The organism is Pseudomonas qingdaonensis (assembly GCF_018398475.1).
Taxonomy (GTDB): Bacteria; Pseudomonadota; Gammaproteobacteria; order Pseudomonadales; family Pseudomonadaceae; genus Aquipseudomonas; species Aquipseudomonas palmensis.
In genome coordinates this window covers 5,058,247-5,074,014 of record NZ_CP074676.1, presented here as the reverse complement: position 1 = coordinate 5,074,014, position 15,768 = coordinate 5,058,247, and the positions used below count along the sequence as shown (strand labels likewise).

Below are 15,768 nucleotides of genomic sequence, written 5' to 3'. Positions count from 1 at the left end.
ACAGCATGCGTCGCCCTATGGTAGCTGGTAACTGGAAGATGCACGGTACCCGCGCCAGCGTCGCTGAGCTGATCAAGGGCTTGAGCAATCTAGCCCTGCCGAGCGGTGTTGAAGTCGCGGTGTTCCCGCCCTGCCTGTACATCAATCAAGCGATTGAAGGGTTGCAGGGCAAGTCGATAGCCGTGGGTGCTCAGGATTCTGCGGTAGAGCCCCAGCAAGGCGCGCTGACCGGTGAGGTTGCTCCGAGTCAGCTGGTCGATGCGGGATGTGAGCTGGTGCTGATCGGGCACTCGGAGCGTCGCCAGATACTGGGCGAAAGCGACGAAGTGCTGAATCGCAAGTTCGCTGCGGCTCAGGCTTGCGGGTTGAAGCCTGTGCTCTGTGTAGGGGAAACCCTGGAGGAGCGCGAAGCTGGCAAGACGCTTGAGGTTGTAGGGCGTCAGTTGAGCAGCATCATCGACGCATTCGGTGTTGAGGCCTTCGCCAGTGCAATCATTGCCTATGAGCCTGTATGGGCCATCGGCACCGGCCTCACGGCCAGCCCGCAACAGGCTCAGGATGTGCACAAGGCCATTCGTGAGCAACTGGCGGCAAAGAATTCAGAGGTCGCGATGAATGTGCGGCTTCTATACGGCGGCAGCGTGAAGGCGGCCAATGCGGCTGAGCTGTTCGGCATGCCGGATATCGATGGGGGGCTCATTGGTGGAGCTTCCCTGAACGCAGACGAATTCGGTGCAATTTGTCGCGCCGCAGGAAACTGAAAAATGCTGGAAACAGTCGTAGTAGTTTTTCATCTGTTGGGCGCACTGGGTTTGGTAGTGCTGGTGTTGCTGCAACAGGGTAAAGGTGCGGAAGCAGGTGCATCTTTCGGCGCAGGGGCTTCAAATACTGTGTTCGGAAGCCAAGGTTCTGCTACCTTTCTTAGTAAGTTTACTGCTATACTTGCCGCCAGTTTCTTCATAACCGCCCTAGGGTTAGGTTACTTTGCTAAAGAGAAAGCTCATCAGCTGACTCAGGTAGGGCTTCCAGATCCAGCGGTACTTGAAGTGAAGCAGCAAAAACCGGCAACAGATGATGTACCGGTGCTCCAGGAGCAACAGGCGCCCGCCAGCAACACCGGCGATGTACCTCCAGCTCAAGAGCAGAAGTAACGGGTTTCAAAGTAGTATTGCCGAGGTGGTGGAATTGGTAGACACGCAACCTTGAGGTGGTTGTGCCCATAGGGTGTAGGGGTTCGAGTCCCCTTCTCGGTACCAATTGAAACAAGATAGCCCGCTACAGCGGGCTTTCTTGTAGGTGGAGGTTAGATTGACCCCTCGCGGGGTTCGGTCGTATACTTTCGCCCCAGCTTTGACGCGGGGTGGAGCAGTCTGGTAGCTCGTCGGGCTCATAACCCGAAGGTCGTTGGTTCAAATCCAGCCCCCGCAACCAGTTTCAGCAGAGCCCCTTTTCAGGGGCTTTTTGTTAGCTGATCAGTTCTCAGCGCCGGTATTCACCCGGCGTATCAGGGATGGGCGCTTCGCCCATTTTTTATTTGCATAGCATGCACAAGGGGGTTCAGGTGTCGAGCAAGCTAGAAGAGTTGCAGGCCTTGTTGGCCCCGGTGGTCGTGGCCCTAGGCTATGAATGCTGGGGTATCGAGTTTTCGGCTCAAGGCCGCCACTCAATGTTGCGCGTTTATATCGACAAAGAAGGCGGTGTGCTGGTGGATGACTGCGCCATCGTCAGCCGTCAGATCAGCGGCATTCTGGATGTCGAAGATCCCATTTCCGTTGAATACACCCTTGAAGTTTCCTCTCCTGGCATGGAACGCCCGCTGTTCACACTTGAACAGTTTGCAAAGTATGTCGGTGAGCAGGTGAAGATTAAACTGCGCTCGCCTTTCGAAGGTCGACGTAATTTTCAGGGCCTTCTGCGCGGTGTGGAAGAGCAGGATGTCGTGGTGCAGGTAGATGAACACGAATTCCTTCTGCCGATCGACATGATCGACAAGGCCAACATTATTCCCAGTTTTGACTGAGACATGCCGGGTCCGATAGTTCGTGCGGACCCAATGGCTTGCGAAAGGCGAGGCGTACGATGAGCAAAGAAGTACTGCTGGTTGTTGAGTCGGTATCCAATGAAAAGGGTGTACCGGCAGACGTGATTTTCGAAGCATTGGAAGTGGCCCTGGCCACTGCTACCAAGAAGCGCTTCGAAGATGAAGTCGACCTGCGTGTGGAGATCAACCGCCACACCGGTAACTACGAGACCTTCCGTCGCTGGACGGTGGTCGAGGAAGAGGATCTTGACGATCCTGCGATCGAAACCTGGCCAAGCAAGATTCAGGAAACCCATCCTGAAGCCAAGGTTGGCGATGTCATCGAAGAGAAGATCGAGTCCATCGAGTTCGGCCGCATCGCTGCACAGACCGCCAAGCAGGTCATCGTGCAGAAGGTCCGCGAAGCCGAGCGCGCACAGGTGGTCGATGCCTATCGCGAGCGTCTGGGCGAAATCATCTCGGGTACCGTCAAGAAGGTTACCCGTGACAACGTGATCGTCGACCTGGGCAACAACGCCGAAGCGCTGCTGGCCCGTGAAGACATCATCTCCCGCGAGACTTTCCGTGTCGGTGTGCGTGTACGTGCGCTGCTCAAGGAAATCCGCACCGAAAACCGCGGCCCGCAGCTGATCCTGTCGCGTACCGCGCCCCAGATGCTGATCGAACTGTTCCGCATCGAAGTGCCGGAAATCGCCGAGGGCCTTATCGAGGTCATGGCGGCTTCCCGTGACCCGGGTTCTCGCGCCAAGATCGCTGTCCGCTCCAAGGACAAGCGCATCGACCCGCAAGGCGCCTGCATCGGTATGCGCGGTTCGCGCGTACAGGCAGTGTCTGGCGAGTTGGGCGGCGAGCGAGTGGATATCGTCCTGTGGGACGACAACCCGGCCCAGTTTGTCATCAACGCCATGTCGCCGGCAGAAGTCGCGGCGATCATCGTTGATGAAGATGCCCACGCGATGGACATCGCTGTAGCCGCGGACAATCTGGCGCAAGCCATTGGCCGTGGTGGTCAGAACGTACGTCTGGCCAGCCAGTTGACCGGCTGGACCCTGAACGTGATGACCGAGTCGGACATCCAGGCCAAGCAACAAGCTGAAACCGGCGACATTCTGCGTAACTTCATCGAAGAGCTGGAAGTCGACGAAGAGCTGGCGCAGGTTCTCGTTGACGAAGGTTTCACCAGCCTGGAAGAAATTGCCTACGTACCGCTGGAAGAAATGCTCAACATCGATGGCTTCGACGAGGAGATCGTCAACGAACTCCGCGCGCGTGCCAAGGACCGCCTGTTGACCAAAGCCATCGCTACTGAGGAAAAACTGGCAGACGCCCATCCGGCCGAAGACCTGCTCTCGCTTGAGGGTATGGACAAGGATCTGGCGGCGGAACTGGCGGTGCGCGGCGTGGTTACCCGCGAAGACCTGGCCGAGCAGTCGATTGATGACCTGCTCGACATCGACGGCATCGACGAAGAACGTGCCGGCAAGTTGATCATGGCCGCCCGAGCCCACTGGTTCGAGTAAGTAGGCTGGCCTGAGGAGAGAAGTGCATGACGCAAGTCACGGTGAAAGAATTGGCCCAAGAGGTCGCTGCACCGGTAGAGCGCCTGCTGCAGCAGATGCGTGAGGCAGGTCTGCCGCACACCGACGCCGGTCAGGTAGTGACCGACAGTGAGAAGCAGGCTCTGCTGACCCACTTGAAAAGCAGCCACAAGGCGAAGGTGGAAGAGCCGCGCAAGATTACCTTGCAGCGCAAGACCACCAGCACCCTGCGTGTTGCTGGTAGCAAGAGCATCAGCGTAGAAGTACGCAAGAAGAAAGTTTTCGTACAGCGCAGCCCCGAAGAAATCCAGGCTGAGCAGAATCGCGAGCTGGAAGAACGTCGTGCCGCTGAAAACGCAGCACGCGACAAGTCTGAAGCTGAAGCGCGTAAACGTGCCGAAGAATCCGCCAGCCGTCAGCCGGCCAGCGCACCTGCGCCAGCCGCTGCAGCACCAGCCGTGACGGCTGCGCCTGCAGCTGCCGAGCCGGTTGCAGCTCCGGCCCCGGGTGTCGAGCGCAAGAAAGCCGAAGACGCCCGTCGCAACGACAAGTCGCGTGACGACGACCGCCGTGGTGGCGAGCGCCGCAACGAGGCCCCGCGCGTATCGGTCAAGGTCAAGGAAAAGGAAAAGGCGCCAGCTCCACGTGCCGCCCCACGTACCACCGAAGAGGAAAGCGACAGCTTCCGCCGTGGTGGCCGTGGCAAGGGCAAGATGAAGAAGCGCAATGCCCACGGCTTCCAGAGCCCGACCGGTCCGGTTATCCGCGACGTGGCCATTGGCGAGACCATCACCGTTTCCGAGCTGGCACAGCAGATGTCGGTCAAGGCCGCTGAAGTCGTCAAGTTCATGTTCAAGATGGGTACTCCGGTCACCATCAACCAGGTGCTCGATCAGGAAACTGCTCAGCTGATCGCCGAAGAGCTGGGCCACAAGGTCACGCTGGTCAGCGACAACGCGCTGGAAGATTCCCTGGCCGAGTCCCTGAAGTTCGAAGGCGAGTCGTTCTCCCGTGCGCCGGTCGTGACCGTAATGGGCCACGTTGACCACGGTAAGACTTCCCTGCTCGACTACATCCGTCGTGCCAAGGTAGCTGCCGGCGAAGCCGGTGGTATCACCCAGCACATCGGTGCGTACCACGTGGAAACCGACCGCGGCATGGTCACCTTCCTCGACACCCCGGGTCACGCCGCGTTTACCGCAATGCGTGCCCGTGGTGCCAAGGCGACCGACATCGTGATCCTGGTGGTCGCGGCGGACGACGGCGTGATGCCGCAAACCCGTGAAGCGGTACAGCACGCCAAGGCGGCAGGTGTTCCACTGGTCGTTGCAGTGAACAAGATCGACAAGCCAGGTGCAGACCTGGACCGCATCCGCAACGAACTGGCCGTCGAAGGCGTGACCTCCGAGGACTGGGGTGGCGACACGCCATTCGTCAAGGTTTCGGCCAAAATGGGTACCGGCGTCGACGAACTGCTCGAAGCCGTTCTGCTGCAAGCCGAGATCCTCGAGCTCAAGGCCACCCCATCGGCCCCTGGCCGTGGTGTCGTGGTCGAGTCGCGCCTGGACAAGGGCCGTGGCCCGGTGGCTACCGTGCTGGTTCAGGACGGTACCCTGCGTCAGGGCGACATGGTGCTGTGCGGTTCGAACTACGGCCGTGTACGGGCCATGCTCGACGAGAACGGCAAGCCTGTTAAGGAAGCCGGCCCGTCGATCCCGGTCGAGATTCTCGGCCTGGATGGCACCCCGGATGCCGGTGACGAACTGAGCGTGGTTGCCGACGAGAAGAAAGCCCGTGAAGTGGCTCTGTTCCGTCAAGGCAAGTTCCGCGAAGTCAAACTTGCACGTGCCCACGCTGGCAAGCTCGAGAACATCTTCGAGAACATGGGCCAGGAAGAGAAGAAGACCCTCAACATCGTACTCAAGTCCGATGTGCGTGGTTCTCTGGAGGCCCTGCAGGGCTCCCTCAGCGGTCTTGGCAACGACGAAGTACAGGTTCGCGTGATCGGCGGCGGTGTCGGTGGTATCACCGAGAGCGACGCCAACCTGGCCCTGGCTTCCAATGCAGTACTGTTCGGCTTCAACGTGCGTGCCGATGCTGGCGCGCGCAAGATCGTCGAGCAGGAAGGTCTGGATATGCGTTACTACAACGTGATCTACGACATCATTGAAGACGTCAAGAAAGCCCTGACCGGCATGCTCGGCAGCGATGTTCGCGAGAACATCCTGGGTATCGCCGAAGTGCGTGACGTGTTCCGTTCGCCGAAGTTCGGCGCCATCGCCGGCTGCATGGTCACCGAGGGTGTGGTTTACCGCAACCGTCCGATTCGCGTACTGCGCGACGACGTGGTGATCTTCGAAGGCGAACTGGAGTCGCTGCGTCGCTTCAAGGACGATGCGTCCGAAGTGCGTGCCGGCATGGAGTGCGGTATTGGCGTCAAGAGCTACAACGACGTCAAGGTCGGCGACAAGATCGAAGTCTTCGAGAAAGTCCAAGTGGCTCGCACGCTCTAAGCCGCGAGCTTGGGAGCCGCAGACCGCCCGCCGCAAGGCGCAGGTCGGCGGCTCTGAACGCAACGCCCGGTCAGGCCCAAGCCTGGCCGGGCGTTTGCCGCTTTAGTTACAGGTAGCAAAACATGGCAAAAGAATACAGCCGTACCCAACGTATCGGCGATCAGATGCAGCGCGAACTGGCGCAACTGATCCGTCGCGAAGTCAAAGATCCGCGCGTCGGCCTGGTGACCATCACCGCCGTCGACGTCAGCCGCGATGTCGGCCACGCCAAGGTGTTCATCACCGTGATGGGCGAGGACAGCGCAGAAGACATCAAGCAAAGCCTCAAGGTGCTCAACAGCGCCGCCGGTTTCCTGCGCATGCAACTGGGCAAGGAAATGAAGCTGCGCAGCGTGCCGCAACTGCACTTCCACTACGACGAGAGCGTGACCCGCGGTGCCCATCTGTCGGCACTGATCGAGCGCGCGGTCGCCGAGGACAGCCAGCACAAGTCCGACGATACCCCCCTGGACACCAAGGAGTAAGCGGTGGCTCAGGTCAAGCGTATCCGTCGTAACGTCAGCGGCATCATCCTGCTCGACAAGCCGTTGGGGTTCACCTCCAATGCTGCCCTGCAGAAGGTGCGCTGGCTGCTCAACGCCGAGAAGGCCGGACATACCGGCAGCCTCGACCCGCTGGCCAGTGGCGTGCTGCCGCTGTGCTTCGGCGAGGCGACCAAGTTCTCGCAATACCTGCTCGAGTCCGACAAGGGCTACGAGACGGTGATGCAACTGGGGCAGACCACCAACACGGGCGACGCCGAAGGCGAAATTCTGCAAACCCGCGAAGTGACCGTTGGTCGCAGCGACGTTGAAGCCGTACTGCCACAGTTTCGTGGTCCAATCAGCCAGATACCGCCGATGTACTCGGCGCTCAAGCGCGATGGCCAGCCGCTGTACAAGCTGGCACGTGCAGGCGAAGTAGTGGAGCGTGAAGCGCGTTCTGTTACTATTAACCGCTTGGAGCTGCTCGAGTGCGAAGGCACCCGGGTACGCCTCTCGGTAGGCTGCAGCAAGGGCACCTACATCCGTACGCTGGTAGAGGACATCGGTGAGCAGCTGGGCTGCGGCGCCTATGTTGCAGAACTGCGCCGCACGCATGCAGGCCCCTTCGAACTGGCCCAGACCGTCACCCTCGAAGAGCTCGAGCAGGTGCACGCCGAAGGTGGCAACGAAGCGGTCGACCGCTTCCTGATGCCATCGGACAGCGGGTTGCAGGACTGGCCGTTGCTGCACTTCTCCGAGCACAGCGCGTTCTACTGGCTGCATGGTCAGCCGGTGCGTGCACCGGATGCGCCGAAGTTCGGCATGGTCCGCGTGCAGGATCACAACGGTCGTTTCATCGGTATCGGTGAAGTGAGCGAAGACGGGCGCATTGCGCCACGTCGACTGATTCGGTCGGAATGATCGAAACCTTCAGTGTCGGGTTCAGGCCCGGCACTGGCGGGCAAGAGGATGGCTGTCAATAGGCACGGTCACGCCTCACTTTTAAATACAGGGATCTGTCCCTGGCCTATTGGAAACCGTGTGTACGGTTTCCCTTGATATTGGAGAAGCCAGATGGCACTCAGCGTTGAAGAAAAAGCAAAGATCGTTGGCGAATACCAGCAAGCAGCCGGTGACACCGGTAGCCCGGAAGTGCAGGTTGCCCTGCTGACCGCCAACATCAACAAGCTGCAAGGCCACTTCAAGGCCAACGGTAAAGACCACCACTCCCGTCGTGGTCTGATCCGCATGGTAAACCAGCGTCGCAAGCTGCTGGACTACCTGAAAGGTAAAGACACCACTCGTTACAGCGCCCTGATCGGTCGTCTGGGCCTGCGTCGCTAATAGCGGCCTGGTCAGTGGTGTGCACGGCGTGCTGCTGTCATCCGCCGAGGGCTTCGGCCCCCGCGCGGGTGAGCACGCCGCGCGTATCTATGAGGTTGGCTGTCTGCCTCGCCCGCGCGGTTTACCGCAAGGGCAGGGCAGGCTCCCAACCTCTAGTTTTATCTGGACTGCCAACAGGGCCGATTCCCTGTGCTGCCCAAGAATTCGCAAGAACCAGTTCCCCCAGAGCCACTGAAGAAGGTAGGAAACCGTGAACCCGGTAATCAAGAAATTCCAGTTCGGTCAATCGACCGTTACCCTCGAGACGGGCCGTATTGCTCGTCAAGCGTCCGGCGCCGTATTGGTCACCGTCGACAACGATGTCACCGTGCTGGTGACCGTGGTCGGTGCCAAACAGGCCGATCCAGGCAAAGGCTTCTTCCCCCTGTCCGTTCACTATCAGGAAAAGACCTACGCCGCCGGCAAGATCCCTGGTGGTTTCTTCAAGCGTGAAGGCCGTCCTTCCGAGAAAGAGACCCTGACCTCGCGTCTGATCGACCGTCCGATCCGTCCGCTGTTCCCTGAAGGCTTCATGAACGAAGTGCAGGTTGTCTGCACCGTCGTTTCCACCAGCAAGAAAACCGATCCGGACATCGCTGCCATGATCGGTACCTCGGCTGCGCTGGCCATCTCCGGCATTCCGTTCGAAGGCCCTATCGGCGCCGCCCGTGTCGCTTTCCACGAAAGCACCGGCTACCTGCTGAACCCGACCTACGAGCAACTGGCTGCCTCGAGCCTGGACATGGTCGTTGCCGGTACCTCCGACGCCGTGCTGATGGTCGAATCGGAAGCCAAGGAGCTGACCGAAGACCAGATGCTGGGCGCCGTGCTGTTCGCCCACGATGAATTCCAGGCCGTGATCCAGGCCGTCAAGGAGCTGGCTGCCGAAGCCGCCAAGCCTACCTGGGACTGGACTGCCAAGGCCGAGAACACCCCGCTGCTGAGCGCCATTCGTGGCGAATTCGGTGCCGCGGTGTCCGATGCCTACACCATCACCGTCAAGGCCGACCGTTATGCTCGCCTGGGCGAGCTGCGCGAGCAGGTCATCGCCAAGTTCTCCGGCGAAGAAGGCCAGCCGACTGCCGCTGAAGTCAAAGAGATCTTCGGTGAAATCGAATACCGCACCGTTCGCGAAAACATCGTCAACGGCAAGCCACGTATCGATGGTCGCGACACCAAGACCGTGCGCCCGCTGAACATCGAAGTCGGCGTGCTGCCGAAAACCCACGGTTCGGCCCTGTTCACCCGTGGCGAAACCCAGGCCCTGGTCGTTGCGACCCTGGGTACTGCGCGTGACGCACAGCTGCTGGACACCCTGGAAGGCGAGCGCAAAGACCCCTTCATGCTGCACTACAACTTCCCGCCGTTCTCGGTGGGCGAGTGTGGCCGCATGGGCGGTGCTGGTCGTCGCGAAATCGGTCACGGCCGTCTGGCCCGTCGTTCGGTCCAGGCCATGCTGCCGGCCGCCGACGTGTTCCCGTACACCATCCGCGTGGTGTCGGAGATCACCGAATCCAACGGTTCGAGCTCGATGGCTTCGGTCTGTGGCGCTTCCCTGGCCCTGATGGACGCTGGTGTACCGATGAAGGCGCCGGTAGCCGGTATCGCCATGGGTCTGGTCAAAGAGGGCGAGAAGTTCGCCATCCTGACCGACATCCTGGGTGATGAAGACCACCTGGGCGACATGGACTTCAAGGTAGCCGGTACCGCCAAGGGTGTGACCGCGCTGCAGATGGACATCAAGATCAACGGCATCACCGAAGAGATCATGGAAATCGCCCTGGGCCAGGCCCTGGAAGCGCGCCTGAACATCCTCGGCCAGATGAACCAGATCATTGGCCAGTCGCGCACCGAGCTGTCGGAAAACGCACCGACCATGATCGCGATGAAGATCGACACCGACAAGATTCGCGACGTCATCGGCAAGGGCGGCGCAACCATCCGTGCCATCTGCGAAGAAACCAAGGCGTCGATCGATATCGAAGACGACGGTTCGATCAAGATCTTCGGCGAAACCAAGGATGCGGCAGAAGCTGCGCGCCAGCGCGTTCTGAGCATCACTGCCGAAGCCGAGATCGGCAAGATCTACGTCGGCAAGGTCGAGCGCATCGTCGACTTCGGTGCATTCGTCAACATCCTGCCGGGCAAGGACGGTCTGGTTCACATCTCCATGCTGAGCGATGCTCGCGTCGAGAAAGTGACCGACATCCTGAAAGAAGGCCAGGAAGTCGAAGTACTGGTACTGGACGTGGACAACCGCGGCCGTATCAAGCTGTCGATCAAGGACGTTGCCGCCGCCAAGGCGTCGGGCGTCTGATGATGCAGCAGGGCAGGTAACTGCCCGGTAGTGCCAATGCCCCGTATCGCAGGATACGGGGCATTTTTTTTGCTTTCAGCCGGCAGCGCCGGCAAAGCGCCTGCGCCCCAGGTTGGTGATGATCAGGCTCAGCGAGTCGGCGTTGGCCAGGATCAGGTCGGTGCGTACCTGCGGATCGCTGTAGAACGCAGTGCGTGCAGCTGCCAGGGTGTTTGTCTTGCTTAGCCGAAAGATCGCGGGCAGGGCTCGTCCATCCTTTTTCCTGATATCTCTCCAGGTCTGGCTCGAGGTGTCGAAGGTTCTGAACAGCGCCTGGGCGGGGGTGTTGATCGAGAGCCCGTTCTGTTTGTAGCCAAGGATCGTCTGATAGGCGATACGCCCGCCCCGCGTGTGCTGGCTGATCTGGTCCGGGAAGGGGGCCGCGGCTTCCACGTAGGCGATATCCACGGTTCGAAGTACCTGGTGTGACAGCTCGTGTATCAGCGTCGTTGCTTGCTGGTGGGCGAGCAGCTCGATGGCCGGTGGCGTTGCGTAAATCGAAACGTCCCATGGCAGGGTGAACACGCGCTCGGTGAGAAAGATCCGCTTGCCGGGGTCGTTGTGGTAGGTGAAACCGTAGGTATCGCGCTGATCGGGCATGTTCATGCCCACCACGAGGCGTTTGGAGGTGACCGTGTCCATCGAGGCCGACAACAGCTCGTCCAGTATCCGCTGGGTATAGTCACGCAGCAGGCGTACTGTCTGGTCTGAGGGAGGGTGGTCGAACACGTTTTGCAAGATGCTCAGTGTCTCGGGCGGCAGGGGCGCCTGGGGCGAAGACAGGTTGAGGTTCTTCAGGCAGGTGTCCAGATAGTGGCGGCTCAAGGCATGGGCACGCAGTAGCATCTGGTACTTGGTCGGCTGGAGCGCGGCAATGTTCTTCATTCCCGAAGCCAGCGTGGTGTAGCGCAGGGATATGTCTTCGTCGGCCAGGGCCGTTTCGAAACTGCTGTAGGCCGCGCCGCCGCCACGCAAGCCTTCCTGCAGATCAACCTGCCACTGATTTCCCGTTCTTTGCAGCGTGGGCCCGAGTCGGCCCTGCTTGATGATCTGCCACTGCTGTGCTGGCTTGGCCACTTCATAGACGTGGCCCGCGATCACGCAATAGAAACGCTCGGTACCCGGGGCGAAATAAAGCCCCAGGGTGGTGTTGCGGACCATGTCCTTGAGTTGCACGTTCTGCGCCTGCAGGTCGCTCAGCCGGTTGGGTACCAGGGGGTTGAGCAGTACCTCGTTCCAGGCAGGGTCCAGTTCCAGTGCAGGCGTGACGGGTGAAGGCTCGTCAGGTGTCTTCCTGCTCACGCTCGAGCCACCTGGGCGCATCATGACCAGGCCACTCAGGGCGGTGACGAACTCCGCAAGCGATTCGCCCCAGTTGTGCTGCAAAGCGGCGTTACCGGATGCCTGCAACCACTGGACACTCTGTAGCGAGCTGAGCATGGCTGCCAGCTTTCCAGGCAGGAAAAACGAACTCTGCTCGATGGCAAGGCCCATTACATAGCGCAGCACATTCCAGTATTCCTCGGCGGTAGTTACAGTGCGTGCCTTGGTCAGTGCCCGCAGGAATGCCACGTTCTCGGTGAACAGGTAGTCAAGGGCATTGCCTTCGATCTCGCTGCGCACCAGTTGAACCGCACCGGGGGTGGGCGAGAAATCGAACAGGTCCGATGAGGACCAGAACAGATGGGGGTGAAGAAAGCCGTTGTGGTCGTATCGCGACTGCACCGTGTCGGGAAGCCGGTTCAGAATATCTCGTTGGAGCTCTGGGTCCGAGAGGATGGCACTGCGCAGTGCGCCCTGGTCCTTGAATTCGAGCAACATCTTGTGTGGCCGGTAGGCGCAGTACAACACCAGGGGCCCGTCCTGTTCGCCCTGCGGTCCGATCACATACATGCCCCTCACGGTATCGGGGGCGAACCCTTGCTCGGCCCGTAGCTGCAATTGGCACAGGGTGATCTTCCTGCCCTCGACCAGGTCGCGGGCGAGGGCATCCGGCTTGGCCAGCACATGGGAAAAGTAGTAAAGCGCCTTGGCCGATAGTTTGTTGTCCAGAAAATGCTGATACCCCTCTTCCATCAGGTAGGCGGTGGATACCAGCGTGTAGCGATGACGGCGTTCGAGGTAGTCGGGATCCTGCGGGGTGAACTTCTTCTCGAGCAGGGCACGGTATGCACTGGCCACGTCGAGGCGGTCGATCATGTTGCGGATGGTGGCCGCTTCCAGCGCTTCAGGTGCCATGCCTGGTCGCGTGACGCTGACCTTCATGCTTGTCGCTGTGCCGGTCAACCGGCTGTGGGTCAGGGCATACTCGCTCAGTGTCTTGGTGGTGGTGGCCAGGTCCGAGGAAATCGGCGAGGGCGTCTGGCCGGGCATTACCGGGTTGGGGGTGAAGTGCGTGAAGGTGACGGTAATCAGGTCGGGATCGTCCGGTGCGCTCGGGTAATCCTGGGCGAGCCCTGCCTTGAGCTGCTGGTTGGCGAAGTCGTTGAGCGTTGGGATCGAGAACAGGTAGTTGAACTTGGGGTTGCTGACACGGGCGCAGGCCTGCACCAGTTGCGCGTAGTTTTTCATTTGTTGCGGTGTCGCGTTGCATAGCCATGCCGGTAGAAGGGTGCGCAAATACTGACCCTCGAAGCTGTCGCGTACCCGCTGCAAGGCCCCTTCGAACGGGTGCCTGGCGGCCTGGTTATCGATGAAGCGTTGCAGCAATGAGGTGCCGAGCCTGCTGCGCAGGGCATAGCCCAGGTAGTAACGCCGGGTTGCAGCACGAAAGCGTGCCGCACTGTGTTCAACAAATGCGAACAGCTCGCTTTGTTCGATGAGGCGTACGCTGGGCTGACTGGCACCTGGAAGCTGCGCCAGGGTGTGCCAGTTGCGCAGGTCTTCGGCGTTCACCAGGCTCAGCCACTGATGAAGCTTCTCCGGGTCGTCGAATGCGCCGGTCATTTCAGAGCGCAAGGCTGCTTCGCTGCTGAATTGACTCAGTGGCTCCAGCGGTGACCAGAGCAACAGGCTGTCATTGTCGGCCGTTGCCCGCTGCAGCACGAATGCATCGGCCAGTGGCAGCAGCCCGGCCTTGCCGGGTACCGACAAGCTCAGGCTGTGCAGGCGAATGGCACTGTGCCCCGGCCGGTCCAATGCTTGCTGCAGCAGGTCGAGCAGCGCGTCATCGATCACGCCGTTCTCGCGGGCTTGCTCCAGTTCGATGCGCAGCAGCGCTTCGTACAAGCTGCGCATGCTCGTGAGCGGGGACACCACACTGTCCTTCAGGCGCAACCGACCCGTGTCGAACGCCTCGAGTTGTTCAAGGTAGGTCGAGGCAAAGCCCGCTTTAAGGGTGTCGATCTGTTGCCGGATCACGGGTGCCGACGGCCACGACAGTGGCAAGCCTTGCCGGTCCTGCACCTGCACCTGATCCTGCGGCGCGTGCTGGTTGCCTGTTTCGCCCAGCTGTTCGAGAAACCTGTCGACCACCGTGCCAGTCTTTTCTGCCCATTTGAGCTGGATGTCCAAGGGGTGCAACTGGCCGTCGCTGATGGCGTCGAGGCTGGGGGCAAGCATGTCCAGAACACAGGACTGCACCTTCGGCTGGGCGGTGGCCAGGGATTGAAACAGCTGATGCAGTGCCCTGGCACGGGTGAGGCGCTCCACCAGCGTAACGCTCTGGCTGGGTGGCACGGGCAGCCTCATGGCGACTGCTGGCTGTGCATCGGGCAGCCATCGACCGTTGACCCCCAGGTGGGTCAGGCGCCTGTCCACCAGCGCGCGCATGTCCAGTGCATCTTCGACCCCGGCCATGGCCGTGCTGCTCTGGGCACCGGGGAAGCGTAGTGCGTGGGCAAGACGCCGGTTGACCAGTGCGATCAGCGCATCAGCAAGTGCGAGGAACATCGGTTGGCCGACCTCGACCAGCCTGACCACAGGCGTCGCGCTGGTTTGCAACTGCTCCCAGTCATCGCGGCTGATCGAGGCGGGGCAAGCAGGTTGTGTGAGCAGGGCCTGGCAATGCCGTTCAAGGGCGGCCTGATCGGCGAAGTATTGGAACCCGGTTCGTGTGCTGAACAGGAACACCCCCTTGCTGGTATCGGTCGGTTGCTGCAGGGCCAGGCTGTCGGCCAGCAGCACCGTCCTACCCATGTCCTGAGCCGCTGGCACCAACGCCAGGCTACACACCCGCAAGGCGCCCAGGTCGGGGATCAGCGCTTCACGCAGCCATTGCAGCTGAGGGGTGTCGATGCGTTGTTCATTGGCCGCTCGCAACAGCGTACGACAGTAGTTGTCGGCAAGGCCAAGTGCCAGGGCTTCGCGGTTATCGCTGCCCACGTCGTTGTCGACACTGCTCCAATAGCTTCGCAGGGCCTGTGCAAAGGCCCCCGGAACGGCCTTGGCAGTGCTGGCAAGGGCCTGCTCGCAGGCGAGCGGGTCGGGCGTGTCGTGCGTTGCGGTGCCATCGCGTACGAAACGGCGCTTCAGGTCGATGCCCAGCGGCTGGCCGCTGAACGCGTCCAGTGCAACATCGGCCAGGGCCTGCGTGCGCACCACGCTGGCGTTACTGGCAATGACCTGGACCCGTTGTTGCGCGATGTCGTCGACGCCCTCCAGCAGCGTCGAGAAGGCTGTGCTCAAGCAACTGTCGAGAACACCGGTCAGGGTGGGCAGTTTGGCCAGCCCGCCGGATTGCCCCCGCAGCAGATCGATTTGCTGTTGCATCAGGTGGTGTGACCACCGGGTGAACACGGCATCGCTCAGGTTCACGAACTGCAGCGGTTCGCTCCGCACGCCCAGGTGAGTCAGCTGGGCCTGCAGGGCACTTTCAAGTTGTTGCAGCGTGTTGAAGCCCTGTACGCCATGCAATGGGCTGTACAGGTAGGTCGCCTCAAGCAGTGGGTCGCGCTGATGAATGACCAGGCAATTGGCAGACAGTGGCTGCAGGTTGCCTGTCACCTCCACCCGCATGCTCGCCGGCAGGGTCGTTTGATCGGCCAGGCGACGCAGCCACCGCGCTTCGATGATGCTCAGGCTCAGGTCGCGCTGTGCGGTCTCCAGCGCGGTGATGAAGCCTGCGCGCAAGGTGCCGGGCTCAAAGTAGGGCATCACGATCATGGCGTTTCCTGCAGCGGGGGACCCGGTTCATCCGGTTCACGACGCCTGCCACGGTAGAGGGTGCCCTGTTGCAGGCAGTGGTACATATTGCAACGCTCGTTGGCTTCCCGGGCATGGGTGCGGCGGTATTTTGTGAACATGCAACTTGCACGCGCATCCATCGCAAAGCATGCAATGTGCACGATGGGCTATTTTTTGGTGATTTTTAAGCTGTTGATTTTTAAAGGTTTTATTTTTTATTCGGGTTGGCACAGCTTCTGCAATATCCCTGTTACCTGCTGCCAGGAATGACGGCGCAGACCTTTCGAAA

General features: G+C 60.5%; 10 protein-coding genes and 2 tRNA genes. 11 read left to right on the top strand and 1 reads right to left on the bottom strand.

What is annotated here, in order from left to right:
* Positions 1–5: 5 nt before the first annotated feature.
* From tpiA to pnp, 11 genes are all read left to right on the top strand, one after another.
* Positions 6–761: a triose-phosphate isomerase gene (gene tpiA / locus KH389_RS23170; protein WP_043863822.1), complete on the top strand. Its 756-nt coding sequence runs from the start codon at positions 6–8 to the stop codon at positions 759–761.
* Positions 762–764: 3 nt separating this feature from the next.
* Entirely contained in the window at positions 765–1,151 is a 387-nt protein-coding gene (gene secG / locus KH389_RS23165; protein ID WP_078481335.1) for a preprotein translocase subunit SecG, read from the top strand.
* 19 nt (positions 1,152–1,170) lie between these two features.
* Positions 1,171–1,256 (top strand) — tRNA-Leu (locus KH389_RS23160).
* A gap of 98 nt (positions 1,257–1,354) precedes the next feature.
* Positions 1,355–1,431 (top strand) — tRNA-Met (locus KH389_RS23155).
* 130 nt (positions 1,432–1,561) lie between these two features.
* Positions 1,562–2,020, top strand: coding sequence for a ribosome maturation factor RimP (gene rimP, locus KH389_RS23150; protein WP_158255574.1), 459 nt, complete (start codon positions 1,562–1,564; stop codon positions 2,018–2,020).
* A 59-nt stretch (positions 2,021–2,079) separates the two neighbouring features.
* The gene (gene nusA / locus KH389_RS23145; RefSeq protein ID WP_043863821.1) at positions 2,080–3,561 is read left to right on the top strand and encodes a transcription termination factor NusA; all 1,482 of its coding nucleotides are present in this window, start codon (positions 2,080–2,082) and stop codon (positions 3,559–3,561) included.
* Positions 3,562–3,587: 26 nt separating this feature from the next.
* Positions 3,588–6,092, top strand: coding sequence for a translation initiation factor IF-2 (gene infB, locus KH389_RS23140; RefSeq protein ID WP_043863820.1), 2,505 nt, complete (start codon positions 3,588–3,590; stop codon positions 6,090–6,092).
* A 122-nt stretch (positions 6,093–6,214) separates the two neighbouring features.
* Positions 6,215–6,616: a 30S ribosome-binding factor RbfA gene (rbfA, locus tag KH389_RS23135; RefSeq protein ID WP_043863819.1), complete on the top strand. Its 402-nt coding sequence runs from the start codon at positions 6,215–6,217 to the stop codon at positions 6,614–6,616.
* A gap of 3 nt (positions 6,617–6,619) precedes the next feature.
* Complete coding sequence (truB, locus tag KH389_RS23130; RefSeq protein WP_043863818.1) at positions 6,620–7,537, top strand: tRNA pseudouridine(55) synthase TruB; 918 nt, start codon at positions 6,620–6,622, stop codon at positions 7,535–7,537.
* Between the two features lie 153 nt (positions 7,538–7,690).
* Positions 7,691–7,960 carry a 30S ribosomal protein S15 gene (gene rpsO, locus KH389_RS23125; protein WP_010222985.1) on the top strand — a complete coding sequence of 90 codons (270 nt, stop codon included), beginning with the start codon at positions 7,691–7,693 and terminating at the stop codon, positions 7,958–7,960.
* 250 nt (positions 7,961–8,210) lie between these two features.
* Positions 8,211–10,316 (top strand): polyribonucleotide nucleotidyltransferase, encoded by a 2,106-nt coding sequence (gene pnp / locus KH389_RS23120; RefSeq protein ID WP_043863817.1) that lies wholly within the window; start codon positions 8,211–8,213, stop codon positions 10,314–10,316.
* 75 nt (positions 10,317–10,391) lie between these two features.
* Here the strand turns inward: pnp and KH389_RS23115 are convergent, their stop codons facing one another.
* Entirely contained in the window at positions 10,392–15,458 is a 5,067-nt protein-coding gene (locus KH389_RS23115) for a hypothetical protein (RefSeq protein ID WP_213606328.1), read from the bottom strand.
* Between the last annotated feature and the right edge of the window lie 310 nt (positions 15,459–15,768).

What these genes read in the sequence shown, in the direction of transcription:
- tpiA (WP_043863822.1), top strand. Translation starts at nt 6, where the DNA reads ATGCGTCGCCCTATGGTAGCTGGTAACTGGAAGATGCACGGTACCCGC.
- secG (WP_078481335.1), top strand. Translation starts at nt 765, where the DNA reads ATGCTGGAAACAGTCGTAGTAGTTTTTCATCTGTTGGGCGCACTGGGT.
- nusA (WP_043863821.1), top strand. Translation starts at nt 2,080, where the DNA reads ATGAGCAAAGAAGTACTGCTGGTTGTTGAGTCGGTATCCAATGAAAAG.
- infB (WP_043863820.1), top strand. Translation starts at nt 3,588, where the DNA reads ATGACGCAAGTCACGGTGAAAGAATTGGCCCAAGAGGTCGCTGCACCG.
- rbfA (WP_043863819.1), top strand. Translation starts at nt 6,215, where the DNA reads ATGGCAAAAGAATACAGCCGTACCCAACGTATCGGCGATCAGATGCAG.
- rpsO (WP_010222985.1), top strand. Translation starts at nt 7,691, where the DNA reads ATGGCACTCAGCGTTGAAGAAAAAGCAAAGATCGTTGGCGAATACCAG.
- KH389_RS23115 (WP_213606328.1), bottom strand. Translation starts at nt 15,458, where the DNA reads ATGATCGTGATGCCCTACTTTGAGCCCGGCACCTTGCGCGCAGGCTTC.